This window comes from Cellulomonas fulva, assembly GCF_018531375.1.
Lineage (GTDB): Bacteria > Actinomycetota > Actinomycetes > Actinomycetales > Cellulomonadaceae > Cellulomonas > Cellulomonas fulva.
In genome coordinates, this window is sequence record NZ_JAHBOH010000001.1 from 302,339 (window position 1) to 325,597 (window position 23,259).

15 protein-coding genes and 1 tRNA gene are annotated in these 23,259 nt (G+C 75.4%); 2 read left to right on the top strand and 14 right to left on the bottom strand.

What is annotated here, in order from left to right; all coding sequences use genetic code 11:
• Positions 1 to 29: 29 nt before the first annotated feature.
• The 9 genes from KIN34_RS01325 to galU form a co-directional block, all read right to left on the bottom strand.
• On the bottom strand, positions 30 to 1,559 hold the full coding sequence (locus tag KIN34_RS01325) for a beta-N-acetylhexosaminidase (RefSeq protein WP_307858033.1): 1,530 nt from the start codon (positions 1,557 to 1,559) through the stop codon (positions 30 to 32).
• A gap of 28 nt (positions 1,560 to 1,587) precedes the next feature.
• Positions 1,588 to 2,583 carry a bile acid:sodium symporter family protein gene (locus KIN34_RS01330; protein ID WP_307858034.1) on the bottom strand — a complete coding sequence of 332 codons (996 nt, stop codon included), beginning with the start codon at positions 2,581 to 2,583 and terminating at the stop codon, positions 1,588 to 1,590.
• Between the two features lie 89 nt (positions 2,584 to 2,672).
• On the bottom strand, positions 2,673 to 6,725 hold the full coding sequence (locus KIN34_RS17235; protein WP_214345920.1) for an Ig-like domain repeat protein: 4,053 nt from the start codon (positions 6,723 to 6,725) through the stop codon (positions 2,673 to 2,675).
• Positions 6,726 to 6,895: 170 nt separating this feature from the next.
• Positions 6,896 to 8,278, bottom strand: a complete 1,383-nt coding sequence (locus KIN34_RS01340) for a TrkH family potassium uptake protein (RefSeq protein ID WP_214345921.1) — start codon at positions 8,276 to 8,278, stop codon at positions 6,896 to 6,898.
• A 194-nt stretch (positions 8,279 to 8,472) separates the two neighbouring features.
• Positions 8,473 to 8,545: transfer RNA gene (locus KIN34_RS01345), tRNA-Ala, on the bottom strand.
• A gap of 106 nt (positions 8,546 to 8,651) precedes the next feature.
• The gene (locus tag KIN34_RS01350; protein ID WP_214345922.1) at positions 8,652 to 9,692 is read right to left on the bottom strand and encodes a hypothetical protein; all 1,041 of its coding nucleotides are present in this window, start codon (positions 9,690 to 9,692) and stop codon (positions 8,652 to 8,654) included.
• 100 nt (positions 9,693 to 9,792) lie between these two features.
• A complete protein-coding gene (locus KIN34_RS01355) occupies positions 9,793 to 10,389 on the bottom strand; it encodes a GNAT family N-acetyltransferase (RefSeq protein ID WP_214345923.1) in 597 nt (198 codons plus the stop codon).
• On the bottom strand, positions 10,389 to 11,624 hold the full coding sequence (locus tag KIN34_RS01360) for a molybdopterin molybdotransferase MoeA (RefSeq protein WP_214345924.1): 1,236 nt from the start codon (positions 11,622 to 11,624) through the stop codon (positions 10,389 to 10,391). The genes KIN34_RS01355 and KIN34_RS01360 overlap by 1 nt, the downstream gene beginning before the upstream one ends.
• Positions 11,625 to 11,679: 55 nt before the next feature.
• Positions 11,680 to 12,573, bottom strand: coding sequence for a UTP--glucose-1-phosphate uridylyltransferase GalU (galU, locus tag KIN34_RS01365; protein WP_214345925.1), 894 nt, complete (start codon positions 12,571 to 12,573; stop codon positions 11,680 to 11,682).
• A gap of 175 nt (positions 12,574 to 12,748) precedes the next feature.
• Between galU and KIN34_RS01370 the strand changes: the two genes are divergently transcribed.
• A complete protein-coding gene (locus KIN34_RS01370; RefSeq protein WP_214345926.1) occupies positions 12,749 to 13,384 on the top strand; it encodes a 5-formyltetrahydrofolate cyclo-ligase in 636 nt (211 codons plus the stop codon).
• A gap of 19 nt (positions 13,385 to 13,403) precedes the next feature.
• Here KIN34_RS01370 and KIN34_RS01375 read toward each other — a convergent pair whose 3' ends face one another.
• Complete coding sequence (locus tag KIN34_RS01375; RefSeq protein ID WP_214345927.1) at positions 13,404 to 15,968, bottom strand: penicillin acylase family protein; 2,565 nt, start codon at positions 15,966 to 15,968, stop codon at positions 13,404 to 13,406.
• Between the two features lie 147 nt (positions 15,969 to 16,115).
• Here KIN34_RS01375 and KIN34_RS01380 point away from each other — a divergent pair, with 147 nt between their 5' ends.
• Entirely contained in the window at positions 16,116 to 16,511 is a 396-nt protein-coding gene (locus KIN34_RS01380) for an FmdB family zinc ribbon protein (RefSeq protein ID WP_214345928.1), read from the top strand.
• Positions 16,512 to 16,653: 142 nt separating this feature from the next.
• Here KIN34_RS01380 and mscL read toward each other — a convergent pair whose 3' ends face one another.
• From mscL to KIN34_RS01400, 4 genes are all read right to left on the bottom strand, one after another.
• On the bottom strand, positions 16,654 to 17,301 hold the full coding sequence (gene mscL / locus KIN34_RS01385) for a large conductance mechanosensitive channel protein MscL (RefSeq protein ID WP_307858035.1): 648 nt from the start codon (positions 17,299 to 17,301) through the stop codon (positions 16,654 to 16,656).
• A 52-nt stretch (positions 17,302 to 17,353) separates the two neighbouring features.
• Positions 17,354 to 18,028 (bottom strand): SAF domain-containing protein, encoded by a 675-nt coding sequence (locus tag KIN34_RS01390; RefSeq protein ID WP_307858036.1) that lies wholly within the window; start codon positions 18,026 to 18,028, stop codon positions 17,354 to 17,356.
• 185 nt (positions 18,029 to 18,213) lie between these two features.
• Positions 18,214 to 18,531, bottom strand: a complete 318-nt coding sequence (locus KIN34_RS01395; protein WP_214352179.1) for a hypothetical protein — start codon at positions 18,529 to 18,531, stop codon at positions 18,214 to 18,216.
• A 145-nt stretch (positions 18,532 to 18,676) separates the two neighbouring features.
• Positions 18,677 to 23,152: a PDDEXK-like endonuclease domain-containing protein gene (locus KIN34_RS01400; RefSeq protein WP_214345929.1), complete on the bottom strand. Its 4,476-nt coding sequence runs from the start codon at positions 23,150 to 23,152 to the stop codon at positions 18,677 to 18,679.
• Positions 23,153 to 23,259: the final 107 nt, after the last annotated feature.

Below are 23,259 nucleotides of genomic sequence, written 5' to 3' on the forward strand. Positions count from 1 at the left end.
CTCGGCTCGTCCGGGACCCGGGACGCGAGTCAGACCGGCCAGGTCACCTGCGGGCTGCGGTACCAGCGGAACCCCACCCGCTCCCAGAACGCGCCGTGCTGCGCGACGCGCGCCGAGAAGTCGTCCCAGTCGCGGTCCTCGGGCTCCGTCCACGCCACCTCCGCCACCGCGGCCAGGCGCGGCAGCAGCATCGCCGTCAGGTCCTCGAGGTCCCGGATGGTCTCGGTCCAGACCGCCGCCTCGACACCGATCACCGCCGCCGGCGGCACCCCGTCGATCAGCGTCGTCGGCTCCCAGTCGTAGGCGTCCCGCAGCTCGATGTGACCGGCCCACTCGAGGCCCAGCTCGGTCGTCGCGTCGTACTTCATGTCGAGGTAGGCCTTGGACCCGGGCGACATCAGCAGCAGCGCGCCCGCACCGGCGGCGTCGACGAACGGCTGCGGGTCGACGCGCGTGTCCCAGTACTGCACGACGGTGCCGGGCTCGAGCGGCGTCGTCGCGATCTCCTGCCACCCGACGACCTTCTTGCCCGCCGCACGCACCGTGCGGGCCGCGGCACCGACCAGGCGCGCGTACTCGTCGTGCTCCATGGTGAGGACCTCGTCCCCGCCGATGTGCACGTACTCCCCCGGGGTCATCGCGGCCACGTCGCCGAACACGGCCTCGAGGAACGGCTCGGTGGCCGGCAGGTCCGCGTGCAGCCGGCTGAAGCCGACCTCGATGCCCGTGTACTCGTCGGTGGGCTCGCCGTCCGGGTTGAGCTCGCCGTAGGCGTGGGTCGCGGCGTTGACGTGGCCCGGGACGTCGATCTCCGGGACCACCGTGATGCCGCGGGCCGCGGCGTACTGCACCAGGTCCGCGTAGTCCGACGGCGTGTAGTGGCCGCCCGGGTCGCCACCGACGGAGGTCGACGACGAGGCGCGCGCGAGGTGCGGGCGCGACGGCACGTGCAGGCGCCAGCCCTGGTCGTCCGTGAGGTGCAGGTGCAGCACGTTGAGCTTGTAGTGCGCCATGAGGCCGATCACGACCTTGACGGCGTCCACCGGCAGGAAGTGCCGTGCGACGTCGAGCGAGAGCCCGCGCCACGCGAACCGCGGCGCGTCCACGACGTGCATCGCCGGCGCGTACCACCGGCCGCGCTCGTCCTGCCGCATGGTCTGGCGCAGGGTCACCACCGCGTGGGTCAGACCGGCGGTGTCGCGCGCCGTGATGTCCACGCGCCTGCCGGAGACGTCGAGGCGGTACGCGCCGCCGCCGCCGGGCAGGGCGGCGTCCTCGGGCGCCAGCCGCAGGCGCACCACGTCCCGCACCTCGCGGTCGTCGTCGCTGTAGCGCACCTCGACCTGCTGCCCGGTGACCCGGCCCAGGAGGTCCGCGCCCAGGACGCCGATGGCGATGAGGTCCGGCCGCGGGTCGACGACGACCGTGGTCGCCTCACCCACCGTGAAGACCGTTCCGGTGCGGACCTCGCAGAGCATCGGTCGGGGGACGACACCGAGATCGGTCGACGCGTCGGTCACAGCTCTCCTGAGGGCGTACGGAGCCGGCGCGAGAGGCACGAGCCGGGCGGATCGGGCTGACGGCACGCTACCCGACGCGAGCGAGGCGCCGGGCGAGAACCGCACAGGTGGCGAGCTGGATCTGGTGGAACACGATCACCGGAAGAGCCACGCTGGCGGCGAGCACGGGCGAGAACAGGACCGCCGCCATCGGCAGGCCCGTCGCCAGGCTCTTCTTGGAGCCGCACATGAGCAGCGCGATCCGGCTCGCCCGCGCGAGGTGCAGCCGCCCGCCACCCCACCACGTGAGCGTGAGCATCGCGGCGAGCAGGACGGCGCACACCACGACGAGCACGACGAGCGCCACGGCCGTCACGTGGTCCCACGCGCCGGAGACCTGGGCCTCGCTCACCGACGTGTACGCGACCAGCAGGATCGTCGCCCGGTCGGTGACGCGCGTGAGCCCGCCGTGCGCGCGCAGCCACGCGCCCAGCCAGCGCTGCAGCGCCTGCCCGACGACGAACGGCAGCAGGATCTGGAACAGGATGCTGGTCAGCGAGCCCGCGTCGAGCCCGCCCGTGCTCGCGCCCATCAGCAGCGCGACCAGCAGCGGTGTCGCCACGACGCCGACGACGTTCGAGATCGTCGCGCCCGTGATCGCGCCCGCGACGTCGCCGCGCGCGACCGACGTGAACACGACCGACGACTGCACGGTCGACGGCAGCAGCGACAGGTACAGCAGCCCTGTCTGGAGCTCGGGCGCCAGCACGGTGTCCGGGAGGAGCTGGACCAGCAGGCCGAGCAGCGGGAAGACCAGGAACGTCGCCGCGAGCATCGAGCCCTGCAGGCGCCAGTTGCGCAGGCCCGCCAGCACCTCATGCGTCGGCATCCGTGCGCCGTAGAGGAAGAACAGCAGCACGATCGCGCCCGTGCGCACGTGCTCGAGCACCGTCGCGAACGTGCCGTCGGCCGGCCACAGCAGGCCCAGGACCAGCACCGCGACGATCATCATGACCAGCGGGTCGAGCCAGCCCCGGACCACCGACCACCAGCGACGGGGTCGGGACGCGGTCTCGTCGGGCACCCGCCCATCCTCCCATCCGACGACGAGGCCCCGGGGACGGCGTCGCACCGTCACCCGGGGCCTCGTCGGCCTACCGCCTCGCGATCACGTCACCTGACGATCGTGACCGTGTCCGTCCCGACGCTCGACGTGAGGCCGCCGGTGCTGCCGAAGACGGCCTTGACGGTGAGCGAGCCCAGCGCCGTACCGGTCACCGAGACGGAGAGCTTGCCGCCCGTCGCGACCTTCGCGGTGCGGACCAGCTTCCACGCGCCGTCGCCCTGCTGGGTGTAGACGCGCACCGTGCCGCCGACCGTGAGCGCGGTGGGGCGCACCACGACCGTGACCGGGATCGCGGTGCCGACCTTGGCCTTCGCCTTGGCCGAGACCTCGGTGGTCGTGGTCCGCTTGGCCACCCGCAGCGCTCCCGCCGCGGACGTGGAGCCGGCGTAGGTGGCGTCGCCCGAGTAGACCGCGCGCACCGAGAGGCCCGCGACGCTCGTCGGCGCCGTGAAGGCGTAGGACGCGCGGCCGGTGCTGCCGAGCGTCGCCGTCGCGGCGCTCGTCCAGGACCCGGAACCCGTCTTGACCTCGATGGCGACCGAGCCGCCCGGCACCGTGCCGGCGGTGCCGCCCGAGACCGCGACGGTCCCGGAGACCCTGCCACCGACCGTGACCGTGGCGGGGACGGTCACCGTGGACTCGGTGGCGCCCGGGGCGACGACGACCCCGGCCGTCACCGTGCCGCTCGCCTCGACCTTCGCGGTGCCGTCGAAGACGGCGGACACCGTGTACGCCCCCGGGGCCAGGCCGGCGGGGAGCGCGAACGTCGCCGCGCCGTCGACCAGCTCGAGCTGCGTCGTCGTGGAGCCGTACCCGAGGGTCACGGTCCCGGACGTCGAGCCCTCGACGGCCACCGAGCCGGTGACCGGGCTGCCGTACGCCGACGCCGCCGCGTCGAGCGTCAGGGCGATCGTCGACTGGCCCTTGACCAGCAGGAACGTGACGACCTCGGACGACGAGGAGCCGGCCGTGGCCGTCTCGCCGAACGTCGCGACGACCGCGTGCTCCCCGGCCGCGAAGCCGTCGGCGACCTCGAGCGTGGCCACGCCCTCGACGACGTCCGCCGTGCCGAGCACGGTCTCACCGTCGGTGAACGTCACCGCACCGGCCGTGTCCGCGCCCGAGACCGTGGCCGTCAGCGTGACGGCCTCGGCGATCGCGGGGACCTCCGGCGCCAGGGTCAGCGCCGTCGTCGTCGGGGCCAGGACCGTGAGCGTGCCGCTCGCGGTGCGGCCGGTGCCGGCCGAGACCGCGGTCAGCTCGCGCTCACCGAGGCCCGCGTCGGCGGGGACGACGAGCTCGGCCGAGACCGAGCCGTCGGCGACGGAGACCGCCGAGCCGAGCGCGACGCCGTCGAGCGAGAACGCCACCGACTCGAAGGCGCGGAAGCCCGTGCCGGAGACCGTCACGGTGTCGCTCGGGGCCACCGGGTCCGTGCCCGCCGTGAGCGTGCCGGCCGTCGGCGCGACCTCGGCGCACGGGTCACCCTGCTCGCCCACCGGGGCGATCGGGGCGGCCGCGCCCGTGGTGCCGTCGTCCTCGCGGACGACGAGCTGCGCGAACGCGTCCGCGCCCATGACGGCGTTGCTCGTGTTGATCACCGAGATCTTGTACGCGGTGGCCGCCGACGAGCTGGCCGCCGCGTCGCCGTAGGTGGCGACCGGGACCGCGGTGCAGGTCTGGCCCGGTGCGAAGGTCACCTTCCTCATGGCGAGCGCGGCCTTGGCCGTGGCCGTGGTGCCGCCCGCGACCGTGAGGTACGCGGTCACGGGGACGTCCGCCGCGCGCGAGAGCGTGACCGGGACGAGCGCCTCGCCGGGGCCGACGCCCTCCTCGACCCGCACGAAGCCGGTCCCGACCGAGATCTCGGTGGCCGGTGCCGCCGTGCCGACGGCGGGGGTCTCGAAGGCGAGGTCCGAGAGGTACGCGCCGCCCGTGGAAAGGCCGTCGATGCCGACGGCCGCCGTGAGCCGCACCTCGCGCAGGTCGCTCGTGTCCACGCCGGTCATGTCCGCGATCGGGAGCTTGACCTGCTGCAGCACGATCTTGCCGAGCGTCGTCGGGTTCTTGGTGCTCTGCGGGAGCCGCACCAGGGCGTTCGGGTTGAGCTCGGACACCTTGCGGGAGAACGTCGCGCCGGTCCGGTCGACGACCGTCACGGTGAGGTCCGTGCCGCCGCCGTAGGCCACGCTCTCGTCGGGCGCGACCTTGATCGACAGGCTCTCCCGACCCGACGCGTCACGCAGCGCCTTGGGGATCGACATGCGCAGCTCGCCGGTCCCACTGGTCCACAGCATCTTGTTCATCGGGCTGGCCGGGACGTTGGCGCCGTTGCTCGCCGGGGTCCAGTGCGGGACCTGGGCGGACGCGAACGTCGTGGAGCAGAACGGCAGCGTGGCCGGCAGCGTGCGGCCGGACAGGCTCGCGCACAGCGTCGCCGTGGCGGTCCCGTACGTGCGGACCGACGAGCCGGGCGACGTGAACGTCTCGATGTCGCCGCGCGACGAGGACGGCTGCGTCGCGGAGACGCGGATGTCCGCGTCGGCCGTGGAGTCGACCTTGGCGTTGGAGCCGTCGAACATCGGCAGGAACTCGTCCTCGCCGCCGACCGTCAGGCGGAACCAGCCGGACAGCAGCGCCGTGCCGACGTCGTACTGCTCGTCGGCGGTGAGGCGGATGCTGGTGTCGACCGCCGCGCCCTGCGTGCCGCAGACCTCGTCGGTGGCCCGCGCGCTCGTCGTGCTGGTGCCGGACCAGTCGTCGGAGACCGAGAGGTTGTACTTGCCCGGCGTCCAGACGGTGTTGAAGAAGTTGTGGTTGGCGCCCATCACCCAGACGTCGGAGCGCAGCACGTCGTCGTCGAACGCGTACCGCGCGTCGTCGTTCATGTGCTGGCCCTGCTGGTTGGACACGTCACCGTCGCAGTACGGCAGCAGCACCATCGAGGGGATGCTCGGCACCGTCATGCGGCCGAAGTCGACCGGCGCGAGCGGCAGGATCGAGACGATGTCGAACGGGTCCTCGAGCTGCGCGTTGAGCGTGGCCGCGGCCGTGACGCCCTCGCCGCCGCGCGAGTGGCCCATCAGGCCGACGCGCGAGAAGTCGAGCCGGCCCACCAGGTCGGCGGGCGTGATCTCGACGACCTCCGGGTCCAGCCCTGCCGCCGGCAGCGCACCGTTGCCGGACAGCGCGTCCGCCAGCGTCACGTCGGTGTCGGTCTGCGCGTCGTGCAGCGTGGTCGAGACGCCCGCGTCCGCGTCGCGGAAGATCGCGAGCGTGTCGAGGATCAGCTGCCCGCGCGCCTTGGCGCCCTGGTCGAGCGCGAGCTCGTTGTCGTTCGAGTTGATCGCGTTGGCGGCGATCGAGATCACGGCGTAGCCGTTGCTCGCCAGCGCCTCCGCCGCGCCGTCGTAGCCCGCGTAGCTCGGGATGTTGGTCTGCGTGGGGCCGCAGGGCCAGCGCAGCGGGTTGGCGCCCGCGCCGTTGCAGGACGTGTGCCGGCCGTGCAGGAACAGCACCACCGGGCGCGCGCCGCCCGTCGTCGGCAGGTAGACCTTGCCCTCGACCTCGCCGCGGATCCCCCCGATGCCCGCGAGGTCGATGGCCTGGTTGCCGAACGTGTAGAGCGACTTCGTGTACGCGTAGTCGCCGTGGACGGCCGGGTCGGGCGTGCCCTCCGGCGCGTTCTCGAGCAGGAGCTCGGGCTCCGGGGCGGCCTCGACGTCCGCGAGGACGCGCGAGGTGGCGCCTGCCTCGCTGAACCAGCCGGCGCGCACCGAGTCGGCGGTGGCGACCGACGGGTCGTCGGTCAGCACCGTCAGGCGGCGGCCGGAGTCGGACTCCTGCGCGAGGCCGACGGGCTCGCCGTCGACGACGAGCGTCGGGGCGTCGTCGCGGACGGGCAGCGGCTCGTCGAGGTCGAGCGTGACCTCGTACGTCCCGCCGAGGTCGGTGACGGTCCAGCTGTCGCCGGCGGCGACCTCGCCGTCCGTCGTCGTCGTGGCCGTGGCTGGTGCGGCGAACGCGGTGAGCGTGCCGGCGGTGAGCACCGCGGCGAGCAGGCTCGCCGCGAATCGATTCGAGCGTGGGGAGAGTCGCACGGAGGTCCTTTGCGTCGGGGGACGCGCCGCCACCGCTGGCAGCGCACCGCTGACGCTAAGGACCCGCGCGCACGCCAGGTTCCCGGCACGTTTCCGACGCGTGAAGCCCTGACCAGGCACGTGAGGGTCAGGTAACGCCGTCCGACGAACCCGACGAACCGGTCATGACGTCACCCGATCAAGGGCCGGCCCTCGGGCCGGCGGAACAGCCGCCGGCGGTCCCGCAGCACCAGCGCGGACGCGAGCGTGACGGGTCCCAGCCGGCCGGCGAACATCAGCACGACGAGCAGGAGCTGGTGACCCGGTGCGAGGTCGGCGGTGATGCCGGTCGACAGGCCCACCGTCGCGAACGCCGACGTCACCTCGAACAGCACCTCGTCGAGCGTGAACGCGCTCGTCAGCGACACCACCATGGTGGGGACGACGACGGCCGCGACGCTCAGCAGAGCGACGGCGAGCGCCTGGCGGATCGTGCCCGACGACATGCGGCGGTCGAACAGGTCGACGTCCGGGTCGCCGCGCAGCTCGGCCACGATCGCGAGGAGCAGGACGGCGAACGTGCCGACCTTGATGCCTCCGGCCGTGCCCGCGCTCCCCCCGCCGATGAACATCAGCACGTCGGTGCCCAGCAGCGTGCCGCCGTTCATCGCCCCGGTGTCGACGCTGTTGAACCCCGCGGTCCGCGGCATCACGGACTGGAAGAAGCCGGCGAGGACCCGGCCCGCGGGCTCGAGCGCCCCGAGCGTGTGCGGGTTGGCCCACTCGGCCGCCGTGACGAACACCGTCCCCCCGACGAGCAGCACGGCGGTCATGACGAGGGTCAGCCGGGTGTGGATGCTCCACCGGCGCGGGTGCCGGTGCTGCCGCACGAGCTCGAGGATCACCGGGAACCCCAGCCCGCCGAGGATGACCGCGGCGGCGATCGGCAGGCAGATCCACGGGTCGCCCGCGAAGCCGATCAGGCTGTCGCTGAAGAGCGCGAAGCCGGCGTTGTTGAAGGCCGAGACCGCGTGGAACACCCCCAGCCACAGGCTCTCGCCCGGGGAGTACCCGTACCCGAGCGCGAACCGCAGCGTCAGGAGGGCCGCGGTCACGGCCTCGACCGTGAGGCTGATCGTGGCGACGCCGAGCACGACGCGCCGCACGTCGCCCAGGCCGACGCTCTTGGTCTCCGCCGCGGCGACCATCCGCGAGCTCAGGCCCAGCCGTCGGGAGATGAACAGGCCGAGCAGGGTGGCGAGCGTCATGACCCCGAACCCGCCGACCTGGATCAGCAGCAGGATGACGACCTGCCCGAAGGCCGACCAGTACTCCGCGGTGTCGACGACGGCGAGCCCCGTCACGCACAGCGCCGACGTGGCCGTGAACAGCGCCTCGAGCGGGCTCGCCCCGCCGGGTCCCGAGCGCGCGACGGGCAGCAGGAGCAGCAGGGTGCCGCCGACGACGCCGACGGCGAACGCCGCCACCACGGCGCGGCCGGGGTTGCGGACGCTCGGACGCCGGCTCGGGCGTCCCGCGAGCTCGGCCTCGCGTTCGTCGAACGGTGCCGTCATGTGCCGTCGTGCCTCCGCCGCCGGGGGCGCGGCCCCGGGCCGCGGCGCCGGCGGGTCACCGGTGCGACTGTCGAGCGTAGGCCCGCCGGAGGTCCCCGAGAGACGCCGCGCCCGACGCGGCGCCCACGGCCCGGGCACGAAGAAACCCCCGCCCGTACCGGCCTGCGGCCGATCGGACGGGGGTCACCCTGGGGTGGAGCTGAGGGGATTCGAACCCCTGACCTTCTCATTGCGAACGAGACGCGCTACCAACTGCGCCACAGCCCCTTGAAGCGGGCTACAGACTAGCCCACCGGAGCCCGCGAGACGAAATCCGCGGGCACCCGCCCGGCCGCTCGGCCCGTCGGTCGCCCGCGAGCAACCAATCGACGGGCTACTGGCCGGACGCGCGCCGCTTCGCGAGGACGGCGTCGAGGTCGATCGAGCCCGTCGTGGCGGGCAGCGCGACCGCCGCGGCGACGGTCGTCGCGGCGGCAGCGGGCGCCACGTTCGGCGCCACGGTCGGCGCCACGGTCGGCGCCACGGTCGGCGCCGCGGCGGGCGGCGCCATCGGGGCCGCGTGGGTCGAGCCCTCGAGGTTCTCCAGCGCCACGGGCTCGCGGCGCGGGGCCTCGGCCTTGAGCGCGTAGGTCGGTCGCGGCACGGGGACCGGCGACCAGCCGGCCTCGTCGGACGTCCGCACGCGGGCGATGGCCTGGGTGCGCAGGTCGTCGGACGGACGCACCGCGTGCCCCGTCACGCCGGCGCGGGCGACCACGGGGTTCGCACCGGTCACGGCCCGCGAGGCGCGCTCGCGAGCCGCCCGCGCGTCGGCGGTCGCGCGCGCCATGGCCTCGGCGAACGCGGCGTCGTTCTGCCGTCCGACGAGCACGGCGCGGCGACCGAGCACCACGACGGCGGTCAGCAGCACGGCCGGCACGACCGCCGCGACCCACGTGACGGCGGGCAGCGCGACGGCGCCGAGCGTCCCTGCGACGGTCAGCACGACGAGCCCGCCCGCGAGCAGGCCACGACGACGAGCGGCGGCGCCACGGCGCGCGACGGACGCCGCGTGCGCGGCTCGGGTCTGCGCCGTGCGGCGCGCGACCTCGGCGGTGATGCGGTCCTGCTGCGCGGTGGGTCGGTCCACGGTCCTGCCTCCTGTCGCGGCGCTCGTCGTCACGAGCACCCCTCTGCCGGGGGTCAGCAGCCCCGACGCGCCGGCGGGCCTGCAGTCGGCGCCGTTCCCCGCGACCTGTGGCCGGGGTGACCGGCCCGGGCGGTCGCTCACCGCGACCACCCGCAGGTTCTCGGAGAAGCGGTCGTCGACCCGGGACTCCACCAGCTGTTGCCGGTGCCGCAGCTTGTGCGGCACCAGGTACGCCACCCACAGGCCGACGAGCGCGAGCGCCACGACGCCTGCAAGATCCTTCACGCACCGACGGTAGGGCGCGCCGCCCGGCGCCCCGGGCAACCCCCCGGCGTGTCGCCCACACTCCGCCCGCCGCCACGCGCGGCTGGGCGGCGCACCGCCGTCAGGCGCGCGCGGCCTTGTAGCGGTTGAGCAGGCCCTCCGGGACCTCCTCCGCCGTGAGCGCGAAGCTGCGGTGGTCGCGCCAGTCGTCCTGGATGTGCAGGAACCGCTCGCGCACGCCCTCGTCGCGGAAGCCGAGCTTCTCCACCACGCGCAGCGACGGCCGGTTCTCCGGGCGGATGTTGATCTCCACGCGGTGCAGCTCGAGCGCCACGAAGCAGTGGTCGGTCGCCAGCGCCACCGCGACGGGCATGATGCCCCGCCCCGCGACGTGCTCGGACACCCAGTAGCCGATCGACGCCGAGCGCAGCGAGCCGTACGTGATCGACGAGACCGTCAGCTGCCCGACGAGCTCGCCCTCGTGGTCGATCGCGAACGGCAGGGTCGCCCCCGCGCGCGCCTGGGCGGCCAGCGTGCGGACGAACGCGCCGAAGGTCGGCCGGGGGCCGGTCACGGGCACGGGGCTGGTGGCGTCCCACGGCTCGAGCCAGCCCGAGTTGCGCGCGCGCAGCGCGAGCCACGCGTCGGCGTCCCGGCGGCGCAGCGGGCGCAGCCGGACCGGGCCGTCGACGAGCACGGCGGGCCACCCGAGGGCCATCAGCCCTCCAGCACCAGGCAGTGCACGACCTGCCCGGCGCGGACCGTGGTGTCCTGCTCCCCGACGACGGCGAGCGCGTTGGCGTGCGCGAGCGCGCTGATCGTGGGCGCGGCCGGGTCCCCGAGCACCGTGACGCGGTAGCCCTCGTCGGGCGTCCCCAGGACGGTCGCGGGCACGAACTGCCGCAGGCCGGCCGGTGAGGTCCAGCCGTGCGACGCGTGCGCGGCGACGCTCGGCCGGTACAGCTCGGTGTGCCCGGCCATCGCGCGCAGCGCGGGCCGCACGAAGACCTCGAACGACACCTGGGCCGCGACCGGGTCGCCCTGCAGCGCGAAGATCGGCACCGAGCGGTCCTCGCCCAGCTCGCTGCCGACCGTGCCGAAACCGTGCCGGAAGCCCGGTGTCATCGCGACGTGGTCGAGCCGGACGGTGCCGAGCGTCGCGAGCACGTCCTTCACGGTGTCGCCCGCGAGCTCGGAGAGTCCGCCGGTGATCACGACGAGGTCGGCGCGCACCAGCTGGTCCTCGAGCGCCTCCCGCAGCGAGCCGCGGTCGTCGGGGAGGATCCCGACGCGCACGGGGGTGGCGCCGGCGTCGCGCACCGCCGCGTCCAGCGCGTGGCCGTCCGCCTCGAACACCGCACCGTCCTGGGCGCGCGACGAGCCGGGCTCCGCCAGCTCGTCGCCCACCGACAGCAGCACCACGCGGGGCGTCGGGTGCACGTGCAGGCGCCCGAACCCGAGCGCGGCCGCGAGCGCGATCTGCCGCGCGCCGAGCCGCGTGCCCGCCGTCAGCACCGCCTCGCCGGCGTGGGCGTCCGAGCCCACCGCGCGCACGTGCTGGCCCGCGACGGCCGCCCGCTGCAGCGCGAACCGCACCGACCCGCGATCCGTCTCCTCGAGGGCGACCACGGCGTCGGCGCCGACGGGCAGGGGCGCGCCGGACGCGACGCGCACGGACTGGCCGGGCGCCAGGCGCAGGCGGCTCGGCGCGCCCGGCCGGACGTCGTGCGCGACCGGGAGCGTCAGCTCCTGCTCGTCGTCCGCACCCGCCGTGTCGTGCGCCGCGAGCGCGTAGCCGTCCCGCGCCGCGACCGCGGACGCGGGCAGGTCGCGGGGAGCGACGAGGTCCGCGGCGAGGACGCAGCCCACCGCGTCGTGCAGCGCGACGTCGAGCGGGGCGACCGGCCCGACCGCTGCGAGCACCGCCGCCAGGTGGTCCTGGACCGATCTCATGCGGGCATTGTGCCCCGTGCGGGGCGCCGGTCCCGCGACCGACGCCGCCGCCGGGTCAGAGCCGGGCCGCGTAGTCCGTCAGCCACGCCTTGAAGTCGGGGCCCAGGTCGGGACGGTCGACCGCGATCTTCACGACGGCCTTGAGGTAGTCGAGCCGGTCGCCGGTGTCGTAGCGCCGGCCCCGGAAGACGACACCCGTGACGCCGCCGCCCTGCTCGGGCGGCAGGTCCATGAGCGTGGCGAGCGCGTCGGTGAGCTGGATCTCGCCGCCGCGGCCGGGTGCCGTGCTCTCGAGCACCTCGAAGACCGCGGGGTGCAGCACGTAGCGACCGATGATGGCGAGGTTGCTGGGCGCCTCCTCGACCGGGGGCTTCTCGACGAGCCCCGTGACCCGCACGGTGTCCTCCTGCTCGCCCTCGAGCGCCTCGACCGCGGCGCAGCCGTACGACGAGATCTGCTCCGGCGGGACCTCGAGCAGCGCGATCACCGAGCCCCCGACGCGCTCCTGCAGCGCGAGCATCGTGGTGAGGAGCTCGTCGCGCTCGTCGATCAGGTCGTCACCCAGGAGCACCGCGAACGGCTCCTGGCCGACGTGGTGCTTGGCCTGCAGCACGGCGTGGCCCAGGCCGCGCGGCTGGCCCTGCCGCACGAAGTGCACGTTCGCGAGCTCCGTGGACTCGCGGACCTTGGCGAGGCGCTCGGTGTCGCCCTTCGCCTCCAGCGCCGCCTCGAGCTCGGGGACCGCGTCGAAGTGGTCCGCCAGGGTCCGCTTGGAGCGGCCCGTGATGAGCAGGACGTCGTCGAGGCCCGCGGTGACGGCCTCCTCCACGACGTACTGGATCGCCGGCTTGTCGACCACCGGGAGCATCTCCTTGGGCGTCGACTTCGTGGCGGGAAGGAATCGCGTGCCCAGTCCTGCGGCGGGGATGACTGCCTTGTGGATCGTCATGCGGGAACGCTAGCCGCGCGCCGTGACCCGCGCCCACCCGTACGGAATGTGGCGTGCGTCTCGTCGGACGACCTTCGCCGAGGGGCCATCGAGGGTTCACCCGGCCGCGGACGGGCCCGACGAAACGGACCGGAAGGCCCACCCGGCACCCCGGTTCGTTTGCGACACTGGGGGCATGAGCAGCGCTGCCGACTCGTCCTTGCGTGCGTCCAGGCCGGAGCCCGACGAGTCGAAGGAGCAGCTGCGAGCGGCCATCCGCGCGGCCCGGGGGCACCGGTCGGCCCGCCTGCGTGACGAGGCCGCGGTGGCGCTCGCCGACGTGGTCGAGTCCATCCCGGCGGTCGCCCAGGCGCGGTGCGTGTCCGTCTACGCCGCGCGGTCCGCCGAGCCCGGCACGGGGGTGCTGCTGGAGCGGCTCGCGGCGCGCGGCGTGCGGATCCTGCTGCCGGTGCTCGGCGCGGGGCTGCAGCGCGAGTGGGCGGAGTACCAGGGCGCCGACGACCTGCGGGAGCGTGCGCCCGGCCGGCCACCCGAGCCCGGCGGGCCGACGCTCGGGCCGCAGGCGCTCGCCGACGCGGACGTGATCGTCACCCCCGCCCTCGCGGTCGACACCGCCGGTTCGCGGCTCGGCCAGGGCGGCGGCTGGTACGACCGGGCGCTCGAGCACGCCCGGCTCGACGCGCTCGTCGTCGCCCTCGTCTTCCCCGAGGAGGTGTACGACGCGCGGACCCAGCCGCTGCCGCACGAGCGGCACGACCGCCGCGTCGACGCCTACGCCACCCCGGAGGGCTGGGTCCCGCTGGCGCAGTGAGCCGGCGCCACGCCTGCCGTCAGGGCTCGAGCGTGAGCCGCTGGTCGGCGTCCGCCTCCGTCGCGGCCGCCGTGAACGGCCACGGGAACGTCGTGCCCTTCGACCACGGACCGAGCTGGTCCGTGTAGTGCGGGCTCGCGGGGTGGCCCGACGAGCCCGTCAGGTTCACCCACGTCGAGGAGTCCAGGTCCCCCAGGTCGACGACCATGCGCATCGACGGCCCCGCGGTGACCCCGTAGCCCTGCGACGCGTCCCACGCGGTCGCGTCGACGAGCGACGAGCCGCCGCCGACCTCGACCGGGTCCGGGTTGACCAGGCTGCGCACCAGGCCGGGGACCGAGTCGCCGCCGAGCACCGCGTGCTCCGGCGCCGCCACGTGCAGGCGCCCCCAGCGCCAGTCCTCCGCGTCGCGGCCCAGCTGCTGGGTGAGCTCGAGGCGCGCCGTCACCATCGCCCGCGTCAGCACCTCGTCGCGCCCCTCGACCACGCCCGGGGTGGACCGGTCGTCCCACCACGGCGAGTCGGGCTCGTCGAGCAGCTCGCGCACGACCTCGAGCCAGCGCGACCCGCCGTCCGGCGCGTCGTCCTTCGGCAGGTCGTCGGCGAACGCGAGCGTCAGCAGGGTCGACCAGACCGCCGAGAAGTACGCCGCGGCGGCCGAGTCCGCCGACTGCACGTGGTCCCACGTGCGCAGCAGGTCCTGGCCGTCGTCGTCGAACGCGTCGTCGATGTCGAGCCGCAGCAGCGCGGGCACCAGGACGTCGGCGTACGGGTTGTGCTGGTCGACCTGCAGCGCGCCCATGTCCGCGACCGTCATCTTCTCCCCCGCCGCGACGTGCGACTCGAGGACGTCGCGGATGCGCTGCGAGCGGAAGCCGTAGTCCCAGTCGCTCGTCAGGTACGGGCCCACGCCCTCCGGCGTCACCGCCTGGTTGGCCGCGACGACGAAGCCCTGCGCCGGGTCGAGCGCGCGCGGCATGTCCTCGGGGTCGACGTAGCCCTGCCAGTCGTACGCCGGGTCCCAGCCCGGCCGCGGCCAGGTGCCGTCCGACGGGACCTCGCCCGTGACGTCGTTGCGCAGCGGGATGCGGCCCGGGGCCTGGTAGCCGATGTGCCCGTCGGTGGTCGCGAACACGATGTTCTGCGACGGCACGTCGAGCAGGCGGCCGACGCGCGCGATGTCGGCGGCGTCCTTGGCGGTGTCGATCGCGAGCACCGCGTCCGCCGTGCGCCCCGGCGCGAGCGCCGTCCACGCGAGCGCGACCTCGTAGCTGCGGCCGAACGTGCCGTCCGGCAGCGGGGCGTCGCCGAGCGCGTCGGACTCGAGCACGTCGGAGACGATCGGTCCGTGCACGGTCTCGCGCACCTCGATCGTCACGTCGTCGCCGCCGTTGACCTTGATCACCTCGGTGCGGGTAGCGATCGGCTCGAGCTCGTTGCCGCGCACCGACGAGGTGCCGTCGTCGGTGACCCGCTCGAGGAAGAAGTCCGTCACGTCCGCGCCGAGGTTGGTCAGCCCCCACGCGAGGTCGGCGTTGTGCCCGATCACCACGCCCGGGAACCCGGCGAAGGAGAAGCCCGAGACGTCGTACGGGCACGCGTCGGTGACCTCGCGGCAGCGCAGCCCCACCTGCATCCAGATGCCGGGCGCCGAGATGCCCAGGTGCGGGTCGTTGGCCAGCAGCGGGTGGCCCGACTCGGTGAGGTCGCCGCTGACCACCCACGAGTTCGAGCCCATGCCCTCGCCGTCGCCGAGCAGGTGCGGCACCGCCGCGAGCGCGGCCTGCGCGCTGTCGACGGCCCGCTGCAGGCCGATGTCGTCGAGGTCCAGCGCCCGCGCCTGCGCGGCGGCCGGCGTCGGGTCGGTGAGGTCCGCCTCCGCGAGGATCGGGGCGTTGACGTCCTGCGGGTACGCCGGGAACAGCTCGTCGACCTGCGCCACGTCCCGGATCGACGAGAACGCGCGGGCCCGGCCCAGCTCGTCGTCGTAGTTGCCCCGCAGGTCCCACGCCATGGCCTTGAGCCAGGCGAGGGAGTCGACCTCGGTCCACGGTGCGGGCGCCTCGACGTCGACCTGCAGGCCGAGCACCGTGTACTCGACCGCGATCTGCGAGGGCGCCTTGCCGTCGAGGTAGGCGTTGACCCCGCGCGTGTAGGCCTCGAGCACCGCGCGGGTCGCCGGGTCGATCGTCTCGAGCTCCTCGGTGGCCACGCGGTACCAGCCGAACGTGCGGATCACCTTGTCCGCGTCGAGCGCGTCCTCGTTCTCCCCGACGAGCTCGGACAGCCGGCCGGCCACGACGTGCCGGCGGTAGTCCATCTCGAAGAACCGGTCCTGCGCCGCGACGTAGCCCTGCGCCAGGAACAGGTCCGCCGAGGTGTCCGCGGTGAGGGTCGGGATGCCGCGCGCGTCGCGCGTCACCGCGACCGGTGCCGTGAGCCCCGGCACCGTCAGCGTCCCGGACGTCTGCGGCAACGGGCGGCGCACGACGACGAACGCGGCGACCACGCCGGCGACGAGGGCGACGACGAGCACGATCGCGACGGAGATCAGGGTGAGGCGGGCGGTACGGCTGCGGAGCACGTCTGCGAGGGTAGTGCGCCGTCGGGAATCGGGCGCCACGGCGGGCCGTTATCCTTGGCACTCGGACCGTGCGAGTGCCAGGGATCCCACCGAGGACCCGGCCCCGCGCGAGCACCCGCGAAGCGACCCGAACCACCAGGAGACCCGGTGCCCACCTACTCGTACGCGTGCACGGCGTGCGGCCACGCCTTCGACATCCACCAGTCGTTCTCCGACGAGTCCCTGACCGTCTGCCCCGAGTGCGAGGGCCGGCTGCGCAAGGTGTTCTCGTCCGTGGGCGTGGTGTTCAAGGGCTCGGGCTTCTACCGCAACGACGCCCGCTCGGGCACGAAGTCCTCGAGCGTCCCCGCCGCCGCCTCGAGCGGCTCCGACTCGTCGAGCGGCTCGTCCTCCAACGGCGCGTCCACGAGCGGCGCGTCGACGAGCTCGTCGAACGGCTCGTCCGGCACGTCGTCGAACGGCTCGACCGCCGGCTCGTTGACGACGAGCTCGTCGTCCGGCTCGTCGGCGACGCCGGCCAAGGCCGCCTCCCCGGCCTCCTGACCCGCCGCTGACTGCCTGCCGCCTGCTGCCGCGTCCCTGACCACCCGGTCCAGGACCCCGGACGACGACGCCGACCCAGCGGTTCCTCCGGCTCAGAGCGCTCTGAGCCGGGGGAACCGCTGGGTCGGTGTGGTCTCGGGGGCTACGCCGTCGGGGCCGGGGGCGGGGGCGGCGTCGCCGGTCCGGGTGTCGGACCCGGCGTGCCCGGGAGCGGGTGACCGTCCGGGCCGAGGGTGGTGGGCGGGGTGGAGACGTCCGCGACGACCGCCGGTCCCGGGCGCTGCGCGAGCAGGTCCCGGATCTCCTGGAGCAGGAGGATGTCCTCCGCCGGGGCGGCCGGCTCCGGCTCCTCGCCGCGCTTGCGCCGCGCCGCGAGGGCGTTCATGGGCAGCACGATGAGGAAGTAGATCGCGGCCGCCGTGATCAGGAACGTCAGCAGCGCCTGCAGGATGAGGCCGACCTTGATCGGGTCGCCGCCCTCGTCGCCCCAGCTGTAGGGGCCGATGTCCCACAGCTCGACCAGGTTGGGCTGGCCGAAGACCCACCCGATGAGCGGGCTGATGAACCCGGCGACGAACGCGTCCACCACCGCCGCGAACGCCGCGCCGATGACGACGCCGACGGCGAGGTCCACGACGCTGCCCCGGGCGATGAACTCCTTGAACCCGTTCAGCACCTTGCCGGCGCCGCGGGCACCCTGGCCCAGCGCGTTGGCCGCCGAGCCGACGGACGACCCGAGCGTCGGGCCGTGGTGGGAACCGTGGGGAGATCCCTGGGCGGGCTGCGTCACGCGTACCTCCGGGAGGTGGTCGGGCAAGGTCGTGGCCTGAGCGTCCTGTCGATCATGGCACGACCACGGCGGACAGCACGGAGGACGCCGCGGCCCCGGCGAGGTCCGTCGCCTCGTCGGGCGTCACCGCGACGAGGACCGGAGGTGCCTCCGCCGCGCCGGCGCCCACGTCCCAGCCGGCGGCGTCCGGGACCGCGGGAACCGGGAGCACCAGCGCGCGGCGCGCGACGACGACACCCGCGGACTCCGGCGTCGCGGCGAGGACGTCGACGCGCGTCCCGGGTGCCAGCAACGCCGCGACGGCCGGGTCCGCGAGTCGCACCGCAGCGACCACCGTCCCCTCCGGCCCCGCCACGTCGCCGGTCGCCAGGAGGCCGGGGACCACGGGCAGCCCCGCGGGCACGGGCACCGCAGTCGCCTGCCCGACGAGCGTCGCTGGCTCGTCCGTGACCACGGCCAGCCCGAGCTCGCCCGGGACGCGGGCCACGCGGAGGTCGGCCGCCGCGATCGTCGTGCCGGCCGGCAGGTCCCGCGCGGCGACGACCACGCGCGTGGTGCGGGGCGGCTCGGGGCGCAGCTCCTGCAGCACCGCGGACGCCGTCACCGCGACCCCGAGCGCCGCGACGACGAACCGCCACCGCCACAGCCACCCGCGCCAGGCGGTGCGCGGTGACCGCCGGCGGCGCGCGAGCGCGGGCGGTCCCCACCGGCCACCGTCCACCGTCACCCCCTCCTGCTCACCCGTCGTCGCTGGTCGTCGCTCGTCGGCACTCGTCGTCCCACGTCACAGGAACGCTAGGCGGGCGCGGGCGTCCGCGACCGGGGCCCCGCGAGGCTGTGAACGGCCGGTCGGCGCGCGGGGGCTGGGGTCGGGTCGTGACAGCTCCGGGTCAGGTCAGGTCAGGTCGGCCGTCACCAGTGCGGGGGCTTGTCCTGCCGCAGCCGCTCGTCGTTCTCCCGGGACATGCCGGACGAGCCGCCCCAGCCCTCGTCGCTGTCGTCCGCGCTGCGCACCGCGAGCAGCGCGTCCGACGAACGGTCGACCGTGGCCGCCGGCGCGGGCACGCCGCCCGCGCGCTCGGGCTGAGCCGCTGCGGGCAGCGTGGTGCGCAGCACCGACTCGTCCGTGCCGACGGTCCCCGGCTGCCGCACGGCCCGCCGGGGTCGGCGGCGCGCCGGCGTCGGCCGGTCCTGCTCGTCGGGCACCGGCCCGACCACGTCCCCGCTCACACCCCGATGATCCCACCCCCCGACCCCGACCCCCGACCCCGACCCCCGCCGAGAACGCCATCGCTCCGGCTGTGGGGGCCCAGAGCCGGAGCGATGGCGTTCTCGGCGGGTCAGGGCGGGTCAGGGCGGGTCAGGTCAGGGCGGGTCAGGTCAGCGCGCGGGTGATCGCCGCGCGGACCGCGGTGTCGATGCGGAACGAGCGCCGCGTGACGCCCAGCTCCTCCCGCAGCGCCGCCGCGAGCTCGTCGCGGGTCCGCTCCTCGCCGTCCGAGCGCAGCCACGCCACCAGGTCGTCGAGCTGGTCGTCGCTGTAGGCGGCGATCGGCAGACCGCGCCGGACGTCGGGCCGCGGGCCGGTCCGCACGGGCAGCAGCGGCTGCTCGGCGCGAACCACGCTCAGCGGCCGCGAGGGCGGCTGGGCGTCGTCGTCGGGGGTCGCCGCAGCGGCAGCCGGCTCACGCGACGTCGTCTCGTCGGACGCCGACGCCTCGGCCGCCGAGACCTCCCCGGTCCCGGTCGACACCGGAGACGCCGGAGACACCGCGGACCCCGCCGGCTCGGCCTCATCGGCGGCCTGCTCGTCCGGCAGCTCCGCCAGGGCCGCGGCCACGCGCGCGATCGCCTCGGCCGGCGGCTCGTCGTCGGTCCAGGACGCGGGCAGCCCGATCACGGCCGTGCCGGTGCGTGGCTCCACGGGCCGCGGCACGCACGCGTGCACGGCGCGCCGGATCCGGTCGACCTCGGCCTCGGGGTCCAGGAACGCGGCCGCGGACCAGACGCGCACCACGGTCCACCCGAGCCGCTCGAGCCGGTCCGCCATGAGCCGGTCCCGCACGCGCACGCTGGGCTCGGCGACGTACGCCTCGTCGTCGGTCAGGACCGCGACGAGCATGCGCCCGGGGGCGTCCGGGTGCCCGACGACCATCGGGATGCGGCGGCCGCCCGGAACGCCGTAGTCGAGCTCGACGACGAGCCCGTGCCGCCACAGCCGCTCGGCCAGGTCGATCAGCAGGCGGTCCGGCTCGACGGCGTGCGACGCGGGGACCAGGTCGCCCGAGCCGCGGCCGTCGGCGAACGCGAGCAGGTCGCGCAGCAGGCGCGGGCCGTCGCCGCGGAGGCGCTCGTCGTCCAGGTCGTCGGCGCCGAAGCAGGACACCACGACGAGCCGGTGCCGCGTGGACCCCAGCGCGTCGAGCAGCATCGCGGCGCCGCCCGGCGCGGAGACCGCGCCGAACGTGTGCAGCACGCGGCGGTGCGGCGTGCGGCCGAGGCCCAGCGAGAGCACGATCGCGTCCCGGGCCAGCCCGGCCAGCCCGGTCAGGTCCGTCACGACGAACGGCTCGCGCCGGGCGTGGTCGAAGAACGCCGCGAGCGCGGGGTTGGTCCGCACCTCGTCGAGCACGGCCTCGCGGACCGCCTCGGCGTGCGCGGGCGTCACGGTGACCACGGCGAGCGACTCGTCGGGGCGGGACACCGCGTGCTCGAGGACCAGGTCGACGGTGTGCTGGACCTCCGCCTGCGTGGTCGCGACGACGCCCGCGTCCGGGTCCGGCATGCCGGTGCCGTCGACGACGTCGAGGCGCACCAGCGGCCGGCTGGTCGGCAGCGGGGTCGCGGACAGCACGCCCTCGTAGCCGTGCTCGGCCAGGAACGTGGTCAGGTACGGGTCGCGCGGGACGGCGTCGGCGTGCAGCGCCACCACGGGCAGCACGTCGGCGAGCTCGCGCACCGCGCTGCCCGACGAGCAGCGGGCGTCCCCGACGACGACGACCTGCCGACCGCGCGCCAGGGCCGCGACCGCGACCTCGGTGGGCAGGTGGGCGGCCGAGCCGAGGACGACGAGGTCGACCGTCCGCGCCGCGGGCAGCACCTGCGGGACCAGCATCGGGCTCGCGACGAGCACGGGGCGCAGCCGGCGCGCGACGTCCGGGTACCGGCTCACGGTGTCGCGCAGCGACGTCAGCCGCTCCTCGACGAGCTCGGCGAACAGCTCCTCCGCCTGCTCGCGGTGCCGGCGCAGGACGCTGGAGACGTGGCCCGCGACCGCGGCGCGCACGGGCGGGGCGAGGCTCGCGACGTGCGCGCGGTCCAGCTCGGCGTACCGCGCGGACACCGCGCCGAGCGCGTCGCCGTCGTACCCCGCCAGCGCGGGGTCGGCGGCCAGGATCTGCTCGATCACGGTGCTCCACCACGCGAGCTCGAGCTCGGCCGGGGCGGCGGCGGGGTCGACCCGGCGCTGCGCCAGGTCGTCGACGAGCGCGCCGAGCCCGATCCCGCGCAGGCGGTGCACCAGGCCGGTGCGGTCCGGCAGTGTCTCGAGGGCGTCCTGCGTGGCCCGCAGGCGGGCCAGGCGCTCGGTGAGCGCCGGCAGCGGCATGGCGCACAGGCCGCCGCCGGCCGGCGTGGTCGCGAGCGCCAGGTCCAGCGCCTCGAGGTCCTCGCGGACCGCGCGGTACTCCTCCTCGATGACCTCGAGCCCGTCGGGCAGCCGCGGCCAGCCGCCGCTCGGGCAGTGCGCCTGCCACGTCTCGCGGCGCGCCTGCACCTCGACGAGCGCGCCGTGCAGGTCCGCGACCGGGCGGCCGGGCCGCACCATGTCCGCCGCCTGCCGCCGCAGCCGCCGGCGCAGCCAGTAGCCCATCTCGATCTCGCGCTCGGCCCGCCACTGCGTGGTGGCCGTCGCGGCGACCAGGTCCGCGGCCGTGCGCTCGAACACGACGGGCAGGAACAGGTCCAGCGAGCCGCGGATGCCGTCGAGCATCGTGAGCTGCTCGCCCCACGCGTCGACCGTCCCGGCCGCGACCAGACCGGTCTCGGTGTCGACCTGCTCCATGCGCTCCGCGAGGCGCGGCAGCGTGTCGTCGAGCAGCCGCTCGAGCCGGCGCCGGGCCACGCCCGCGTCCGCGTGCGTGCGCAGGTCCGCGCCGTACCAGGGCGTGTCCCCCGGGCGCACGGAGAACGCGCCCAGCTCGCCCGCGCGCTTGAGGTCCGCGGCGGTGCGCGCCCGCTCGGCCTCGTCCAGCGCGCCCGCCACGTCGGCGGAGAGCCGGACCGTGGTGCGCGGCGCCGGGCGCGCGGAGGTGAGCCGGGCCAGGTGCTGCAGCGCGTCGTACGCGGACACGCCGAACGGCGACCGCACCTCGTGCAGCCCCGCGACGTACCCGCGCAGCGCCTCGCGGTGCCCGACGAGGTCGGCGCGCAGCGCGTGCGCGCCGCGCTCGTCCACGGCGGGGGCCTCGAGCGTCATGGCGCCCAGGAGCCGCCGGGCGGCGGCGCCGCGCCAGCCCGCCTCCGGGGCGATGTCCAGCAGGAGGTCGTCCAGGCCCTGCTCGGCCAGCCGCGCGGCGAGCGCCTGCCCTGCGCGGCGGTGGCCCGGCACGTACAGCACGGTCCGTCCGGCCGCGGCCGCGTCGGCGACGACCGCGGCGACCGTCCCGGCCTCGTCGGCGCCGGTCGGGCTGTCGACGAACAGGTGGTTGCCGGTCGCGACGACGTCGAGGACGTGCTGCTGCACCGGGTCCAGGTCGCCCACGCCGCGCTCGTGCGCCGGGTCCCGGTCGCCGGGCACCGGCTCCGGCAGCGCCGCGTGCAGCCGGTCGCGGGCCGCCTCCACGCCCGCGAGCGCGGTGAGCACCTCGTGGTGCGCGATCCCGGCGGCCAGGTTGTCCAGGTCGTCGACCAGGACCTGGCCCGGGTGCACGAACGTGCCGACGACGACGCGCTCGGTCAGCTCGAAGTCCTCGAGCACGGCCTCGCCCAGCGACGCGAGGCGGGTGAGCGCCTCGCGCGGGTCGAAGCCGCCGCTGGTGAACGCGCCGCGCGCGACCGCGGCCGGGTCCAGCAGCGCCCCGCGCGACCGCAGCGCGCGGGCCAGGACCGGGTTGACCTCGAGCGACGGCTCGAGCGCGAGCTCGTAGTCGCTCTCCCCCGTGCCGCGGGCGTGCAGCGAGACGGGTCGCAGCAGCACGGGCGCCCGCAGCGTGCGCGGCCCGGCCGCGGGCTCGTCGGACGGGTTCGCCGTGGCACCGCCGCGCGTGGCCGCGGCCAGCGCCGTCACGTCGTCCTGCGCGACGTCGACGGGCGAGCGCTCGGTCCACGTCGCGACACCGATGGCGAGGGACGTCGGGGCGATGCCGTAGCGCTGCTCGTACGCGGCCGCGCGGGAGCCGACGGCGCGGGCCCGGCGGCGCGCGGTCGCGAGCGCGCCCCCCTCGCGCACCAGGTTGGACAGGCGGGTCTCGCGGCCGGCGAAGAGCTGCGCCATCCCCGAGGGGTGCGCCTTGGACAGGTCGAGCGCGGCCTCGCCCAGCAGGTCGATGTCGGACAGCGAGGACCCGCCGGCCGCCTCGACCAGCGCGCCGCGCCAGGTGGCCACGGCGCCCTCGACGAGCTCCGCGTCGGAGGGCGGCTCGACGAGCGCGACGGGCGACGCGTCGGGGCGGCCCCCCGTGCCTGCGGCGTCGATGTCGTCGCCGGAGACGCGGTCGCCGGACGCGGGGTCGCCGGGGGAGGCGGGCGCCTCGCCGGCGGTGCGGGCGGGGCCTTCGGAGGTCGCCGGGGCGGGGACCGGTCCGTGCTCGGAGCCGGCTCCCGTGCCGGGCGTACGCGCGGGGACGGTCACCCTGCGACGGTAACCGCGGGCTCAACGCGTCAGACCGTGACGCGCCGAGAGGCCCGGTTTCTTGCGGCTGGATGGCGTCCTTGCCGTTGGACGACGCCGCTGGACGG